Here is a 16,162-nt window from a genome sequence, read left to right as displayed (position 1 = left end):
CTCCCCAAGCTCCCCGGATCTCCATTGTGACTAAAACACAGGAGATCTATTTATGCCGATACAAAGCACTATCCACGAGACTACAGTTGGCCACGAGACTACAGTTGGCCACGAGACTACAGCTGGACACAAGATTACAACAGGCCCTCTAACAGCTTCCCAAAAAGTATATACGACACCACAGCATGATGCTGATTTACGGGTTCCTTTTCGTGAAATACAAACAAGTGATCAACAAGAACCCTTTGTACGCGTATATGACGCGTCTGGCCCCTACACAGATCAGCAACAAACAATTGATTTAAACAAAGGCCTTCCACGTCATAGATTGCCTTGGTTTAAAGAACGCTCTGTTGAACAATACACGGGCCGAAACCTATTACCAGAAGACAATGGCCAAGCACAGGGAGATTATCTTGCTGATGCTTTCCCCCTCAAACATAATCCCAATCGCAGTACGGGAGAAAAGCCTCTAACTCAATATGAGATGGCCCGTGCCGGTATTATCAGCAAAGAAATGGTTTACGTTGCAGAGCGCGAGAACCTCGGCAGAAAAGAAACACATCAAAAAGCCCGACAATCCCTTGATCAAGGGGAAAGTTTTGGCGCGGCACTCCCCGAATTTGTCACACCAGAATTTATCCGAAGTGAAATTGCAAAAGGCAGAGCAATCATTCCTGCCAATATTAACCATCCTGAATTGGAACCGATGATTATCGGGCGAAATTTTCTTGTTAAAATTAACGCGAATATCGGTAACTCAGCTGTCAGCTCTTCGGTAGAAGAAGAAATAGAAAAGATGGTATGGGCAACGCGTTGGGGTGCCGACACCGTGATGGATCTTTCCACGGGAAAGAACATTCATCACACCCGAGAATGGATTATTCGTAATAGCCCGGTACCTATTGGTACCGTTCCAATGTATCAGGCATTGGAAAAAGTAAACGGGGTTGCTGAAAACCTTACCTGGGAAGTGTTCAAAGACACCTTGATTGAACAATGCGAACAAGGCGTTGATTACTTTACTATTCATGCCGGAGTTCGACTTGCCTATATACACTTAACGGTCGATCGGGTAACTGGCATTGTATCCCGTGGAGGGTCAATCATGGCCAAATGGTGTTTACATCATCACAGAGAAAGTTTCATTTATGAAAATTTCGAAGAGATTTGCGACATCATGCGCCAGTACGATGTATCGTTTTCTCTTGGTGATGGATTTCGTCCTGGGTCAATTGCAGATGCCAATGATCGCGCTCAGTTTGCCGAGCTTGAAACCCTTGGAGAACTAACCCAAGTTGCTTGGGCAAAAGGTTGCCAGGTTATCATCGAGGGACCAGGGCACGTACCTATGCACAAAATTAAAGAAAATATGGATAAACAGCTTGAAGTATGTAAAGAAGCACCATTCTATACTTTAGGCCCATTGACCACAGACATAGCTCCGGGTTACGACCACATAACCTCTGGTATTGGGGCCGCAATGATTGGTTGGTATGGAACATCAATGCTTTGTTATGTAACGCCGAAAGAACATCTAGGCCTACCGAACAGAGATGACGTAAAAACAGGAGTTATCACTTATAAGATTGCAGCACATGCAGCAGACTTGGCAAAAGGACATCCTGCCTCACAAATCAGAGATAATGCCCTCTCCAAAGCGCGATTTGATTTTCGCTGGGAAGACCAGTTCAATCTTTCCCTTGATCCAGACACTGCTCGTTCATTTCATGATGAAACACTCCCGAAAGAAGCGCATAAGGTCGCGCATTTCTGTTCTATGTGTGGTCCTAAATTTTGTTCCATGAAAATTTCCCAAGAAGTCAGGGATTATGCCAATAAGCTCAATGACAAAACTCAGGGAATGGCACAAATGAGTGAAAAATACAAAGAAATGGGCAGTGAACTTTACGTTGATATAGACCAACAAAGCGACCCTACTAAGGAGCCTGTTTGACTATGAAAATTGAAATTATTGGATCTGGCATTGTCGGTCTTTCCTGTGCTGCATTTTTCGCAGAAAAAAAATGTGACGTTACCATTATCTCATCCAGTAATGGACCAGATGAGAATTGTTGTTCTTGGTGGGCGGGCGGCATGCTGGCCCCTTGGTGCGAGATGGAAAGTGCGGAACCACTAATCCGTGAACTCGGCTTGGAATCTATGAAATTCTGGGAGAATTTCACATCCTCTTACCAAAAAAAAGGAACACTGGTTGTTGCAACATCTCGTGATTTACCAGACCTGAAACGCTTTGGCCGCAGGACAGAAAATTGGCAAGAGGTCAAACAAGATCAAATAGCAGTATTGGAACCCGATCTTGCAGACCGCTTTAGCTCCGGACTTTATTATCCAGAAGAAGCACACTTTGACCCCAGGCAGGTATTACCTGAACTAGTAAATTATCTCGAAAATATGGGCGTTAAATTTCAGCCAAACACCTCTTTTTCAGCAGAAGAGCTTGATGCTCCCTCGAAAGCAGATCATAGGATTGACTGTCGCGGGTTGGCAGCAAAAGATCATTTAGATGAATTGCGTGGCGTAAAGGGCGAAATGATATTGATCAAAAGCAATGAGGTAAAACTCTCTCGGCCAGTTCGTTTGTTGCATCCCAGAATTCCGCTCTATATCGTGCCCAGAGACAACGGACTTTTTATGGTCGGCGCAACAATGATTGAAAACGAAAATAGATCCGGCGCCACGGTTCGTTCCATCTTAGAGCTTCTATCAGCGGCCTACGCCTTACATCCAGCCTTTGGCGAGGCAGAGATTGTTGAAATAGGTGTTGATGCTCGCCCTGCTTTCCCCGACAATCTGCCAAAGATAATTCACAAGGGTCATACCAGTTATTTAAATGGTATGTATCGACACGGATATCTAGCTGCACCCGCAATGGCAAAACGTCTTATGGAACAAGTTCTGTGCCTAAACTCAACAACTGAGCATCCCAATGAACCTGCGCTATCAACAGGAAATATAGAATGAATATTGTATTAAACGGGCAACCTGTCGCGACACATGCCGCTTCACTCGCTGAGCTATTGGCAGAACAGGGATATGGAACGGCAAAAGTGGCAACAGCCGTTAACGGTACTCTTGCCCCGGCAAGTATACGTCATGAACAAAAAATTGAGGACGGCGATCAAATTGAGATCGTCGCCCCAATGCAAGGTGGTTGAGGATGACAATTAAGTTTTACGACGAAGAGATAGCATCACGGTTTCTTATCGGCACAGCTCTCTACCCCTCACCGGCAATCATGCTCGAAGCCATCAAGGCTTCTCAAGCCGAAATCGTCACGGTTTCACTCCGCAGAGAATCAGGCACAGAACAAGCCGGGCAAAATTTCTGGTCTTTTATCAAAGACAGCGGTGCAAAAGTACTTCCCAATACAGCTGGATGTAAAAGCGTTAAGGAAGCAGTTACCACAGCCCACATGGCGCGCGAAATTTTTGAAACACCCTGGGTCAAACTTGAAGTTATCGGTGAAGATGATAGCCTGCAGCCTGATGTTTTTGGCTTGGTCGAAGCTGCGCGAATTTTGACCGAAGAAGGCTTTCAGGTATTCCCGTACACAACGGAAGATCTGGTTGTGGCTGACAAGCTAATCGCCGCTGGTTGTGAGGTTTTAATGCCATGGGGTGCCCCTATCGGTAGCGGGCGGGGTTTGAACAATATCTACGGCCTTAGATCCTTACGGGCACACTTTCCGGACATTCCACTGATTGTTGATGCCGGTATCGGGTTGCCATCACATGCAGCTGCAGCAATGGAACTTGGTTACGATGCTGTGCTGTTGAATACAGCAGTGGCAAAAGCAGGCGATCCTGTTCTTATGGCCAAAGCCTTTGCCCTTGCAATTGAAAGTGGCCTGCAATGTTATCAGGCAGACCCCATCGAAAAACGTGATATGGCGACCCCTTCAACCCCCGTTACCGGACTACCTTTTTGGAACCAAGATCATGCTTAATCCCTTTTATCAAATCGTCGATGATGCCAAGTGGTTGCCAAGGTTTTTGCCTCTGGGGCTTAAGCTTGTCCAACTTCGCATAAAAGATGCATCAGAAGAACAAATCAGAGAACAGATCACCTACGCACAGGAACAGTGCAACGAATATGGTGCACAGTTGGTCGTCAATGACCATTGGGAATTGGCGATTGAACTTGGCTGTGATTTCATCCACTTGGGTCAGGAAGATTTGGATGATGCCGATATCGGCGCTATTCGAGACGCAGGACTAAAACTTGGTATCAGCACCCATGACGAAGGTGAACTGGAACGTGCATTGGACCTGGAACCTGAATATGTTGCATTAGGCCCGGTCTATCCGACCATTTTGAAGAAAATGCATTGGGCCCCGCAGGGGGCTGAAAATGTTAGTCGCTGGAAAGAGATGGTTGGCGATACGCCTCTTGTTGCTATCGGGGGACTATCCGTGGAACGTGCGCCGGATATCTATGCCGCAGGTGCCGATATTATCTGCGTTGTGACAGATGTTCTTTACAACGACAGTCCCGAAGAACGCCTTCAAGAATGGCTTGAGTTAAGCGCATCACAACTCGAAATAGATTAGCTTCGTAAAATAGCCTCACTCACAAATATGAGTGAGGCTATTCTTTTAATCTTCTATAATTGCCAATAAATCTTTGGTTTCAACTTTTGATCCCGGCGCAACAAGAATCTTGTTCACCGTGCCTGACTTTTCAGCAAGTACAGAGGTCTGCATCTTCATGGCCTCAATCGACATCAGAACATCGCCCTGTTCGACCTGATCACCTTCACCAACAGATACCGTCACGATCAAACCCGGCATTGGTGCACCCAGATGATCCGAATTCCCTGAATCAGCCTTAGGATGAGCCTCTTTTGCAGAAGTCCTACTACGATCCAGAACCTTCACGTTCCGAGGCTGACCGTTGAGTTCAAAGAAAACAGTACGAACGCCCTCATCATCGGGATCACTGATCGCTCTGAAACGAATGATCAAGGTCTTGCCCTGATCAATATGAACAGAAAGTTCTTCTCCAACGTCCATTCCATAGAAAAATACCGGTGTTGGTAAAACAGAAACGCTGCCGAAATTCCGTTGATGTTGAGCAAAATCAATAAAAACCTGCGGATACATCAAGTAGGATGCAAACTCATTGTCAGTAATTGTTCGCTCTACTTTTTTCTCAACTTCAGCCCGTTCTGCGTCAAGATCAGCTGCTGGCATCAAAGACCCCGGACGCTCTGTGATTGCAGTATCGCCTTTGAGTACTTTTGCCTGTAAAGAAGCAGGGAACCCACCCACAGGCTGCCCCAAATCACCTTTGAAAAAAGAGACGACCGATTCAGGAAAGGCAATCTCTTTATCCGGATTTTCAACATCAGAACGGGAAAGGTCACTTGTCACCATCATCAATGCCATATCACCGACGACCTTCGAGGACGGCGTTACTTTTACAATATCGCCAAACATATCATTGACGTTGGCATAGGCCTTGGATACTTCCGGCCAGCGTTCTTCAATACCAAGAGATCGAGCTTGCTGGCGAAGGTTCGTATATTGGCCACCTGGCATTTCGTGATGATACACGTCAGACGTACCGCTTTTGATATCACTTTCAAAGCCAATATAATTTGCCCTCACCTGTTCCCAATAGCTGGAAAGTTCCTGTAGGGAACCATCGTCCAAACCTGTATCTCGCTCTGTATTACGGAGTGCAGCTGCGATAGACCCAAGACTTGGTTGGGATGTCAGCCCACTCATAGAATCAATACAGGCATCAACCGCATCCACACCTGCTTCGGCAGCAGCCATCACGGTCGCAGCAGAAATACCGCTGGTATCGTGTGTGTGGAAATGGATTGGTAAACCAACTTCGTCCTTAAGCGCTTTGATCAGAACTTTGGCTGCTGCTGGCTTCAAAAGGCCGGCCATATCCTTGATACACAGAATATGTGCACCAGCAGTTTCCAACTCCTTAGCCATATTCACATAGTAATTCAGATCGTATTTGAGTCTTGAGGGGTCTAGAATATCCCCTGTGTAACAGATCGCAGCCTCACAGATTTTCCCTGTCTCACAAACAGCATCCATGGCAACACGCATATTCTCAACCCAGTTCAGGCTGTCAAAGACACGGAATACATCCATTCCTGCATCTGCGGACTGCTTTACGAAATACTTGACGACATTATCAGGGTAGTTGGTATAGCCAACGCCGTTAGAAGCCCGGAGTAGCATCTGCGTCAACAGATTAGGCATTGTGGCTCTGAGCTTCTCCAAACGTTCCCAAGGACATTCCTTTAAGAACCGCATTGATACATCAAATGTCGCTCCCCCCCAGCACTCCATAGAAAAGAGATTACTCAGATTTTCTGCATAGTATGGTGCAATAGAGGTTAAATCACTGGTCCGGACTCTGGTTGCAAGCAAAGATTGGTGTGCATCACGAAAGGTTGTGTCCGTTACCAGTAAACGCTTTTCTTCCTTCATCCATTTGGCAACAGCCTCTGGTCCTTGTTGATCCAAGATCTGCTTTGCCCCGTCGGGGACCTTATCACCTGACATCATAGGAAGACGTGCAACATGCGGATTTTCGGGATGAAAACGCCCAGCAACTTCATCGTTACCGTTCACCATTACGTCGCCAACGAAACGTAACAGTCTTGATGCCCGATCTCGCCTTTTTGGCATGTGAAAAAGTTCCGGGGTATCATCAATAAACTTAGTCGTATATTCCCCGCCTCGGAACTTCGGATGTGACAAGACATTTTCCAAAAATGTCAGGTTGGTTGAAACCCCCCTAATTCGGAATTCCCGTAGCGCACGGTCCATACGTGCAATTGCCTCATCAGGTGTCCCGCCCCAGGCCGTCACCTTCTCAAGCAAAGAGTCATAGTGACGGGTAACAACAGCACCAGAAAAGGCTGTGCCCCCGTCGAGACGAATACCAAATCCAGTCGCGCCTCGATAGGCCAAAATTTTACCGTAATCAGGAATAAAGTTGTTTTCCGGATCTTCCGTCGTCACACGACATTGAATTGCATTGCCATTAAGCTTGATATCCTGTTGCACAGGGACACCGGAAGAGGCATCGCCAATTTTGCCCCCAGCCGCAATTTTGATCTGTGACTGGACGATATCAATTCCAGTTACTGTTTCAGTTACGGTATGTTCAACCTGAACCCTTGGGTTAACTTCGATGAAATAGAAGTTATCCGTGTCCATATCCATCAGGAATTCAACGGTTCCCGCATTGCCATAATCTGCGGTTTTGGCAATGGCCAGAGCAGCATCACAAAAGGCTTTACGTTGTTCTGCGCTTAAATAAGGAGCTGGTGCACGTTCAACAACCTTTTGATTACGGCGTTGGACAGAACAATCCCGTTCAAACAGGTGAACGACATTTCCATGGCTATCACCGATAATTTGAACTTCAACGTGACGCGCCCGGCGCACCAGCTTCTCTAGATAAACCTCATCACTGCCAAAAGCCGCCAGAGACTCTCTTCGTGCTGCATCAACTTGCTCTAATAGCTCTTCGGCTGTTTCGATAACCCGCATACCGCGACCACCACCGCCCCAACTGGCCTTCGTCATCAAAGGATATCCAATTGCAGCAGCCATTTTTGTGATTTCAGCATCATCTTGGGGCAAAGCAATGGTTGCCGGCATCACAGGCGCACCAGCCTTCTCCGCCAAATTACGCGCCGACACCTTATTTCCAAGGCTGCGCATTGTATCACCTGTAGGGCCAACAAAAATAATGCCCGCAGCCTTACATGCATCAGCAAATTCAGGATTTTCAGATAAAAATCCATACCCTGGGTGAATAGCATCAACACAAGCTTCCTTGGCGACTCTTAGAATATCGTCAATGCCCAGATAGGCCTGAACAGGTCCCTGCCCTTCGCCAACAAGGTAGCTTTCATCTGCTTTAAAACGGTGCAGGGCAAAACGATCTTCATTCGAATAAATAGCGACCGTTTCAATACCGAGCTCTGTTGCAGCCCTGAATATACGAATAGCAATCTCACTGCGGTTAGCCACCAGCAATTTCTTGATTTTGTTATTTTTGAGATCACTCACAACTTTTCCCCTTGATCGGTAAGATTTCATACTAGCTATTTTTTTAGTTGCTTTAGCCATGAATGATTTTCAGAAAGAGCTCACGACTGCTGTCTCGGATGCGACACAGATACAGACTGTTCAAAAGACAGCAATCGTTGATAAAATCGCAAACATTGAAACACAAAAATTTCAGCTCAATATTTTTGATGTACATATCACAAAAAATCAGAAGGAAACATTAGGAAACGTTATAATTATAAAGATATCAAAGTTGTACTAGTACAATAACATCTACAAACAACTAAAAGAGAATATAATATCCATCCGAAATTTTTTTCATATCTCATACTATGTGAATGAGACGAATACTGCACCAGTACTTAATGGGCATATCTTGAAAAAGAGGATTGCTTGACAGTTGGCTCTAATTCAACGATTGCTCTAAGTATCATATTTACCTTTTTTCCATCTGCGGCCAATGGTAAGAGCAAACGCTTGTATTTCCGATACTCTTTGTCTTCGACGCCCCAAGTCACTTCGCAGAAATGAGGGCACCCAAACTCAACAACAGATTCAAAAGCATTTTGAATAGTTTGTAATTGATTTCCGGAAAACAAGTTATGAATAAACTTCCCTGTACAGTCCTGTCCCATAATTTCGGTCATAATTGATCCCCATAATCGATATTGGAATTGTATTTCATTTTCTTTGTGATGAACATCAACTAGGGCAATCCGACCTAACAGATCGGTTATATCAGCAGGGTTTATATGCTGACGACTGGGAAGCATCCTGCCGTTGGGGGTAACAGAACGCCAATAATCATAAAGGCGACAAAAGCTCTCTTCTGCCGCGGCTTGTTCGGGGAGTTCTTTTCCCCTGATTATATCAATCAACTATCTCATCCAATAAGACAGAAGTAACCCCGGCGTATGTATAACATAATAATCACTAAGAATAACTTACTTTTAAAATAAGCTTATGGAGTTACACAGATTTGTGATTTCAAATAGGGATTAAAACAATTCAGACTGTAGAAATGTGGCATAAAATTCTATTCTTATTTTTACTGTTCGCTTCGCTTTCCCAAACTTTTGAGAACAGCGCCAAAGCTGATCAAAAAGATGATCGGTTGCCAACATTGTTTAATAAACTTTTGACAGCCCCGCCAGGGGCTTACAGTGTTATAATTGAAAGCAAAATTTGGCAAATATGGCTGGAAAGTTCTGACCCGAAAATTACAAGATTAATGGTGTTAGGATCCAAAGCCACTCACAATACAAAATACGAAGAAGCCTTAGGGTATTACACAGAAGTCATACGACACAATCCGAACTACGCTGAAGGCTGGAACAAGCGTGCCCTTATTAACTATCTGATCGGAAATTACGAAAAATCCCTATCTGATATCAACCGGACTCTGACACTGGAACCTAAGCATTTTGGAGCAATTTCTGGACAGGGTTTGATTTATTCTGCTCAAAAGAAATGGAGCCTTGCCAAAGAAGCTTTTGAAAGTGCGTTGCTCATCCATCCTAACATGCAAGGCCCAAAAACAAACTTAGACGTTTTGAATACTCAAAACTTAGAAGAAGAAATCTAACGTCTTTACGCACCCCAGAAAGGAATTTGGTCAAAAACGATCAATATCGCGGCACCAATAGAGACACCATAAGGTACACCCCCATTTCGTTGCAGCCACTCAGGCAAAATAATATTAAACTTTGCTAATAGATATTCAATTTGTGGCGCAGCTTTTCTTAACATCAAAATAAGAAGAACCTGTACTCCCCCGATTAAAGTCATAACCACAACAAAGATTGGTAACACCCCCAATCCCGTCCACAGCGCCAGACTTGCCATGAATTTCACATCCCCACCCCCTAAAATTCTGAACGCGAATAGAAGAAGACCAGCAATAAGTACAATCCCAAAAGAAATAAGATGATCAAGAAAAGGGGTCGGCATATTGCTGCCAAGGTAGGCAACGGGAAAAAGTAAAATAACTGCCAAGGACAAAATGTTCGGGATCCGCATCTGAATAAGATCCATCAGCATTGCCAAAACAACAAATGCAACAAAAACAATTTTGGTTATAAATAGTGGATCCATAAACGCCTCAGCATGACTTCATTTTATAGTTATTTATTTGTTCTGTACCGGACCAATCAAAAACCGTTCCACTAACGCCCTATATAATCATCGCACGAGAGTAAAATCATCGTTAAAATTCATACCATCATATTCAGGCAGTGTATTTTATTTTTATTGATTGAACGTCCAATTAAAATAAAATACACTGCCTGATCAGAACATCAGCTACGCAGGACACCTAGAATGCCCAAAGTGGGAATGGAAGCCATACGAAAAAAACAGCTCATCGAGGCAACTATTTCCGCTATTCACGAGCGAGGGTATGCCGATACTACCATAAGATTGATTAGTCAAAAAGCCGGCGTTTCAACTGGAATAGTCCACCACTATTTTAAAGATAAAGACGACCTGCTTCGGGCAACAATGCAGAGCATGCTCTCTGATTTAAGGCTTTCTGTATTAAAACATTTGGAACAGGCGACTACACCAGAAGATAAGATTAAAGCTCTTATATCTGCCTATCTGGATGCTCATTTGTTCGAACCTGAAACAGTTTCTGCTTGGCTCGCTTTCTGGGCACATGTCCCGCATTCTGAAGAAATGTTACGTCTTCAACATATTTATGAAAAACGACAGATGAGCACATTCAAACATATCTTTAAGATGATACTGCCCTCTAAAGATGTCGAAAATGCTGCTCTTGGAATAGTCGCACTAATTGACGGTTTGTGGGTTAGAACCTCACTTCAAGATCATACCAGTGGACGCGAAAAAGCACGTGAAGTTGCATTCGATTACTTTGAGATGCTGCTATACAAAGCAAATAAATAACAATCTTTTAGGCCAGACCTTTAGATTAAAATAACGAAGGGGGATATCCCCCTTGATTGACTGGAGTTACTAACAATGTCAGACGATACCTTTGACTACATCATTGTCGGTGCCGGATCAGCGGGCTGTGTCCTTGCCAATCGCTTAAGCGCAGATCCCGACAACTCTGTATTACTGATTGAAGCTGGCGGCAGTGATAGTTCTATTTTCATCCAGATGCCGACAGCATTGTCTATCCCTATGAATATGCAAAGGTACAACTGGGATTTTGAATCCGAACCAGAACCCTATATGGATAACAGACGCCTTCACTGCCCTAGGGGTAAAGTGCTTGGTGGCTCATCATCTATTAATGGTATGGTCTATGTTCGCGGCCATGCCTGTGATTTTGACGAATGGGAAGAGCAAGGTGCGGCAGAGTGGGGATATAAAAACTGTCTTCCTTACTTCCAACGGGCTGAAACATGGAAGGGTAGTCGCGACGAATATCGGGGCAACAACGGTCCGCTCGCCACCTGTAACGGGAACGAGATGAAAAACCCGCTTTACGAAGCCTTTATCAAAGCAGGTGAAGAAGCTGGTTATGGACCGACAGAAGATTACAATGGCTACCGCCAAGAAGGGTTTGGCCCGATGCACATGACGGTTAAAAATGGTGTGCGTTGGTCAACGGCAAACGCCTATCTCAAGCCCGTCATAAAGCGTCCTAACTTAAAGGTCATATCAAACGCCCTCACTAAACGCATTATTATGGAAGGCAAAAAAGCAACAGGCATTGAGATAGAAGTCGCTGGTGTCAACCAAACAGTTAAAGCGTCAACCGAGGTTATTCTCTCATCAGGTTCTGTCGGCAGCCCTCAACTTCTGCAAGTTTCAGGTATAGGTCCATCAGCCGTGCTGAAAAAAGCGGGTGTTGAGGTTATTCATGATCTACCAGGTGTTGGTGAAAACCTACAAGACCATCTGGAAGTTTATTTCCAATTCCGGTGTAAAGAACCCATCACCCTGAACGGTAAACTGGATCTTTGGAACAAGTTTTTAATCGGCGCCCGCTGGATGCTATTCAAAAATGGACTAGGTGCAACGAACCACTTTGAATCCTGTGCCTTTATCCGCTCTAAAGCTGGTTTAAAGTGGCCTGACATCCAATATCATTTCTTACCTGCAGCCATGCGATATGACGGACAGGCTGCTTTTGAAGGACATGGCATTCAGGTTCATGTCGGCCCGAACAAACCCAAGAGTCGGGGCCATATTCGCATTAAATCAGGCGATGTAAACGATAAACCAGAAATACTGTTCAATTACAACGAACACGCAGATGATCGCGAAGCTTTCAGAGCATGTATCCGCCTGAGCCGTGAAATCATGGAACAGCCGTCAATGGCACCTTACTGCGAAGATGAAATCCAACCTGGTGCCGCACTACAATCAGATGAAGAGCTTGATGCATGGATCAGGGAAAATGCCGAGAGTGCCTATCACCCGTCCTGTACCTGTAAAATTGGGGCAAATAACGACCCGATGGCAGTTCTGGATAACGAATGTAAGGTTCGCGGCATTGAAAATCTACGCGTTGTGGATAGCTCTGTCTTCCCAACGATTACCAACGGAAACCTCAATGCGCCAACCATCATGGTCGCAGAGAAAGCAGCCGACATAATATTGGGAAATAATCCTTTGCCAGCATCAAATGCCCCTACTTGGCTTCATCCAGAGTGGGAAACTAAACAGAGATAAATACTCTACTTAACAACAAAAAGGCTGCTCAAATTGAGCAGCCTTTTTACTTTTGTAACACGTTTAGTGCTTTATGTCTTAAACACAGCCGCAATCGGGTGAACCACAGCCACGTGGTGCTTCATGACGATGTTCAACAACAGCGCCTTTTTGCTCTGTTTCCAAACCCAACCGGGCAAACAAAGCCATGTCTTCGTTTTCTTCCGGATTGGCCGTAGTTAAAAGCTTATCCCCATAAAAGATTGAGTTCGCGCCAGCCATAAAGCACATGGCTTGGCCTTCGTCCCCCAATGAGCGACGCCCGGCGGACAAACGTACGTAGGATTTTGGCATCATAAGACGAGCAACTGCAACCGTCCGGATCATCTCAAAACTATCAATACGCTGCATATCACCAAATGGCGTGCCCTTAACAGGTACCAGCATATTAATCGGCACAGATCCCGGATGCTTTGGAAGATTAGCCAAAGCCATCAAGAGACCAACGCGATCTTTGCGTTCTTCGCCCATCCCGATAATACCACCGGAACAAACGTTAAGCCCAGCATCACGAACATTACCCAAGGTTTCGATACGATCTTCAAAAGATCGTGTCGTGATAACCTCGGGATAATATTCAGGTGATGTATCAATGTTATGGTTATAATAATCCAGCCCCGCTTCTTTCAGATTATCAGCCTGATCTTTATTCAGCATACCCAGCGTCATACAGGTTTCCATGCCCAGATCTTTAACAGCCGATACAATCTCGGATATTTTATCAATATCGCGGTCTTTTACATTGCGCCAAGCAGCCCCCATACAAAAACGCCCAGACCCATTTGCCTTTGCCTTTTTTGCATATTCAACCACGGTATCTTTATCCATCAACTTGCTAGCGCCGACATCAGTTTTATAGCGCGAGGATTGCGAACAGTATTTACAGTCTTCTGCACAGCCCCCTTCTTTGATATTCAAAAGCGTCGAGAGTTGTACTTTATTCGGATCAAAATACGTCCGGTGCATAGTCTGCGCACGGAACAACAAATCCATCATTGGTAAATCATAAAGCGCTTCGATTTCTTCGCGTGTCCAATTGTTTCGAACATCCGTAGATTGCGTGCCAGCACTATTTTTTGTTGCCGCCTCACCTGAAGAAAATCCCATAGAAGAAATGTTCACAGACTGTGGTACTTCTTCGGGTGCTGTAATATCAACTTCGTTATCCATGATGGATTTCACTTCCATATTGTTCTCTGACGCTGTTCTAGCCTGAGCCTGTCATCTCGGCAAGTATCCAAGTCTGTTGTCTTCGTATTTTATCGTAAAATCTGTTTTAGAGCATTGCCAAAAAGCGTCAACAAAATCTGCAGAAATCCATACATGCTTCTAGGCTTTTTCCAAACAGTATCACGATAAAGAGTTTAGTTCTTCCATTGCCAACGCCATCGCTTTCCACGCGTCATCAATTTGCTGATCAGAAATGACATAAGGCGGTAAAAGATAAAGCACATTGCCAAGCGGACGGATTAACATATTACGATCCCAAAACCATTTTTTTAACTCCCCGCCAAGCGAGGACGTATAGCCACCGTCATCCACTATCGCGTCAAAGGCCCCGATTGTGCCCATTATTCGATGATGGCGTGTTTGAGGTAACGCGCGGATATAATCCATCCCCTTGTGATGAGCTGCTTCAATGCGTTTAAAGTTATTCTGGGTTTCAGTATTTTGTAAAAGCTCAATAGATGCCAAGGCAGCCGCACACCCCAGCGGGTTAGCGGTAAAAGAGTGCCCATGGCAAAAAGCCTTGTCAAAGGTTTCACCCAAAAAGGATTCATAAAGATTATCCGTGGCTACCGTCACGGATAATGGCAAGAACCCACCTGTTAGCCCCTTTGAGATGCAAATAAGATCCGGCATTACGCCAACTTTCTCACAAGCGAAGTTCGCGCCTGTGCGGCCAAATCCAGTCATAACCTCATCAAAGATAACCAATATTCCCTGGGACTGGAGCTTTTGTACCACAGCCTTGATAAACTCGGGACGCACCATACGCATCCCCCCTGCCCCCTGAACCAACGGCTCAAGGATCATTGCGCAAATTTCCTTGCCATGTCTTTCCAAATGAAGATCAATCGCTTCAAGTGCCGCGTTTTCTTTGGCCTCGATGCCGTCATCCTTTTCCCAAGTATGCGGATAGGGCATGATATCAACAGAGAACAGTAAGTCTTTCCAAGCATCAAACATCTGCGAAGAAATACCCGCGGACATAGCCCCCACTGTATCCCCGTGGTAAGCGCCATCAAATGTCATGAAGCGCGTGCGCTGTTCCTGCCCGGTATTGCGGCAATGCTGATAGGCAATTTTCATCGCCACTTCGACTGCTGTCGACCCATTATCTGAAAAGAAAACCCTGTTAAGATCCCCAGGCAAAAGAGTGCTGAGCGCCTGTGCTAACTTCACAGCAGGTTCATGAGTAAAGCCCGCAAAGATCACTTGTTCCAGCTTATTAGCTTGTTCGGAAATCGCATTGGCAATCTTGGGGTTTGCATGCCCAAAAACATTCACCCACCAGGAAGAAATATAATCAACAATTTCCCGTCCGTCTTTTGTTCGTAAAAGCACGCCGTTAGCAGAATCAATAACCACAGGATCAGGAGCAGTTTGAGCTTGCGTGAAAGGATGCCAGACATGACGTTTATCCAGTTCAAGAAAGTTGTCAGTCATTATTTTTACCCTTCACACTATTTTTATTATCATTTTTCATTAGAGATGATCTTAGCTACGGCCCAAACTCGCTGAAAAGCGCTCCAATCGAGGCATAAGTCCGATGATGGTTTCAGGTGTTACAGCCTCACATCTGGGCAACTCAGCAACCACAGGCACTTTGCCATATTCTTCAATCGCTTTCCGATTACCCTTGTTTTCTGGCCCGTTCATAATAACACCTGCCAGACTTAGTCCCCGGCTTTTCAAGGCTTCAATTGTCAGAAGAGTGTGGTTGATTGTTCCCAATCCAGAGCGTGCCACAATGACCACAGGTAAATTAACTTTCACAATTAAATCGGTCATCATTAGCTTGTCATTCAAAGGAACCAAAGCACCACCCGCCCCTTCGACAATCAGAAATTCATCATCGGAAACCAAAGGTAGCTTGATGTTATCCAGGTTAATTGTCTGCCCTACACGCCGTGCCGCTTCATGAGGAGATAAAGGGTCAGGAAAGCTGTAAGAGCAGGGGTAAATTTTACGATCCGAACCGCCGATTAATCGTTGAATTTCAGGGGTATCGTGGTCTTGATCCGGTCCGGTTTGCACAGGTTTCCAATAGGAAGCCCTTAAACTTTTAACCAAAGCTGCAGAAACAAAAGTCTTACCGACCTCCGTATCCGTCCCAGTGACAAACAAACCATTTATACTAGATTTTTTAATCGAACTATCCTGCATGCCTCACC

The 16,162-nt window shown here is 45.0% G+C and carries 14 protein-coding genes; 8 read left to right on the top strand and 6 right to left on the bottom strand.

The annotated features are described in order from the left end of the window. Positions 1 to 52: 52 nt before the first annotated feature. The 5 genes from thiC to ACN0QW_RS03770 are packed head-to-tail and all read left to right on the top strand — an operon-like array spanning position 53 to position 4,574. On the top strand, positions 53 to 1,957 hold the full coding sequence (gene thiC / locus ACN0QW_RS03790) for a phosphomethylpyrimidine synthase ThiC (protein ID WP_417428914.1): 1,905 nt from the start codon (positions 53 to 55) through the stop codon (positions 1,955 to 1,957). 2 nt (positions 1,958 to 1,959) lie between these two features. Beyond that, positions 1,960 to 2,985: an FAD-dependent oxidoreductase gene (locus ACN0QW_RS03785; RefSeq protein WP_417428911.1), complete on the top strand. Its 1,026-nt coding sequence runs from the start codon at positions 1,960 to 1,962 to the stop codon at positions 2,983 to 2,985. Continuing rightward, entirely contained in the window at positions 2,982 to 3,179 is a 198-nt protein-coding gene (gene thiS / locus ACN0QW_RS03780; RefSeq protein ID WP_417428909.1) for a sulfur carrier protein ThiS, read from the top strand. The genes ACN0QW_RS03785 and thiS overlap by 4 nt, the downstream gene beginning before the upstream one ends. 2 nt (positions 3,180 to 3,181) lie before the next feature. Next, positions 3,182 to 3,970, top strand: a complete 789-nt coding sequence (locus ACN0QW_RS03775) for a thiazole synthase (RefSeq protein WP_417428907.1) — start codon at positions 3,182 to 3,184, stop codon at positions 3,968 to 3,970. Continuing rightward, on the top strand, positions 3,963 to 4,574 hold the full coding sequence (locus tag ACN0QW_RS03770) for a thiamine phosphate synthase (RefSeq protein WP_417428905.1): 612 nt from the start codon (positions 3,963 to 3,965) through the stop codon (positions 4,572 to 4,574). The genes ACN0QW_RS03775 and ACN0QW_RS03770 overlap by 8 nt, the downstream gene beginning before the upstream one ends. A gap of 45 nt (positions 4,575 to 4,619) precedes the next feature. Here ACN0QW_RS03770 and pyc read toward each other — a convergent pair whose 3' ends face one another. Together pyc and ACN0QW_RS03760 are read right to left on the bottom strand one after the other, a co-directional pair. Continuing rightward, positions 4,620 to 8,108 carry a pyruvate carboxylase gene (pyc, locus tag ACN0QW_RS03765; RefSeq protein ID WP_417429653.1) on the bottom strand — a complete coding sequence of 1,163 codons (3,489 nt, stop codon included), beginning with the start codon at positions 8,106 to 8,108 and terminating at the stop codon, positions 4,620 to 4,622. A gap of 332 nt (positions 8,109 to 8,440) precedes the next feature. Next, positions 8,441 to 8,956, bottom strand: a complete 516-nt coding sequence (locus ACN0QW_RS03760) for a PAS domain-containing protein (protein ID WP_417428903.1) — start codon at positions 8,954 to 8,956, stop codon at positions 8,441 to 8,443. Positions 8,957 to 9,099: 143 nt separating this feature from the next. Here ACN0QW_RS03760 and ACN0QW_RS03755 point away from each other — a divergent pair, with 143 nt between their 5' ends. Further along, positions 9,100 to 9,663, top strand: a complete 564-nt coding sequence (locus ACN0QW_RS03755) for a tetratricopeptide repeat protein (RefSeq protein ID WP_417428901.1) — start codon at positions 9,100 to 9,102, stop codon at positions 9,661 to 9,663. 5 nt (positions 9,664 to 9,668) lie between these two features. Here the strand turns inward: ACN0QW_RS03755 and ACN0QW_RS03750 are convergent, their stop codons facing one another. Beyond that, the gene (locus ACN0QW_RS03750; RefSeq protein WP_417428899.1) at positions 9,669 to 10,172 is read right to left on the bottom strand and encodes an A24 family peptidase; all 504 of its coding nucleotides are present in this window, start codon (positions 10,170 to 10,172) and stop codon (positions 9,669 to 9,671) included. Positions 10,173 to 10,397: 225 nt separating this feature from the next. Between ACN0QW_RS03750 and betI the strand changes: the two genes are divergently transcribed. Then, on the top strand, positions 10,398 to 10,985 hold the full coding sequence (gene betI, locus ACN0QW_RS03745; protein ID WP_417428897.1) for a transcriptional regulator BetI: 588 nt from the start codon (positions 10,398 to 10,400) through the stop codon (positions 10,983 to 10,985). Between the two features lie 75 nt (positions 10,986 to 11,060). Next, the gene (gene betA / locus ACN0QW_RS03740; protein ID WP_417428895.1) at positions 11,061 to 12,725 is read left to right on the top strand and encodes a choline dehydrogenase; all 1,665 of its coding nucleotides are present in this window, start codon (positions 11,061 to 11,063) and stop codon (positions 12,723 to 12,725) included. Between the two features lie 78 nt (positions 12,726 to 12,803). Here betA and bioB read toward each other — a convergent pair whose 3' ends face one another. The 3 genes from bioB to bioD form a co-directional block, all read right to left on the bottom strand. Then, on the bottom strand, positions 12,804 to 13,952 hold the full coding sequence (gene bioB, locus ACN0QW_RS03735; protein WP_417428893.1) for a biotin synthase BioB: 1,149 nt from the start codon (positions 13,950 to 13,952) through the stop codon (positions 12,804 to 12,806). A 162-nt stretch (positions 13,953 to 14,114) separates the two neighbouring features. Beyond that, complete coding sequence (gene bioA, locus ACN0QW_RS03730; RefSeq protein WP_417428891.1) at positions 14,115 to 15,434, bottom strand: adenosylmethionine--8-amino-7-oxononanoate transaminase; 1,320 nt, start codon at positions 15,432 to 15,434, stop codon at positions 14,115 to 14,117. 51 nt (positions 15,435 to 15,485) lie between these two features. Next, positions 15,486 to 16,154: a dethiobiotin synthase gene (bioD, locus tag ACN0QW_RS03725; protein ID WP_417428889.1), complete on the bottom strand. Its 669-nt coding sequence runs from the start codon at positions 16,152 to 16,154 to the stop codon at positions 15,486 to 15,488. Positions 16,155 to 16,162 lie beyond the last annotated feature (8 nt).

Origin of the sequence: Kiloniella sp., from assembly GCF_048259265.1 — a bacterium.
Lineage (GTDB): Bacteria > Pseudomonadota > Alphaproteobacteria > Kiloniellales > Kiloniellaceae > Kiloniella.
This window is presented reverse-complemented; position numbering and strand designations above follow the sequence as displayed.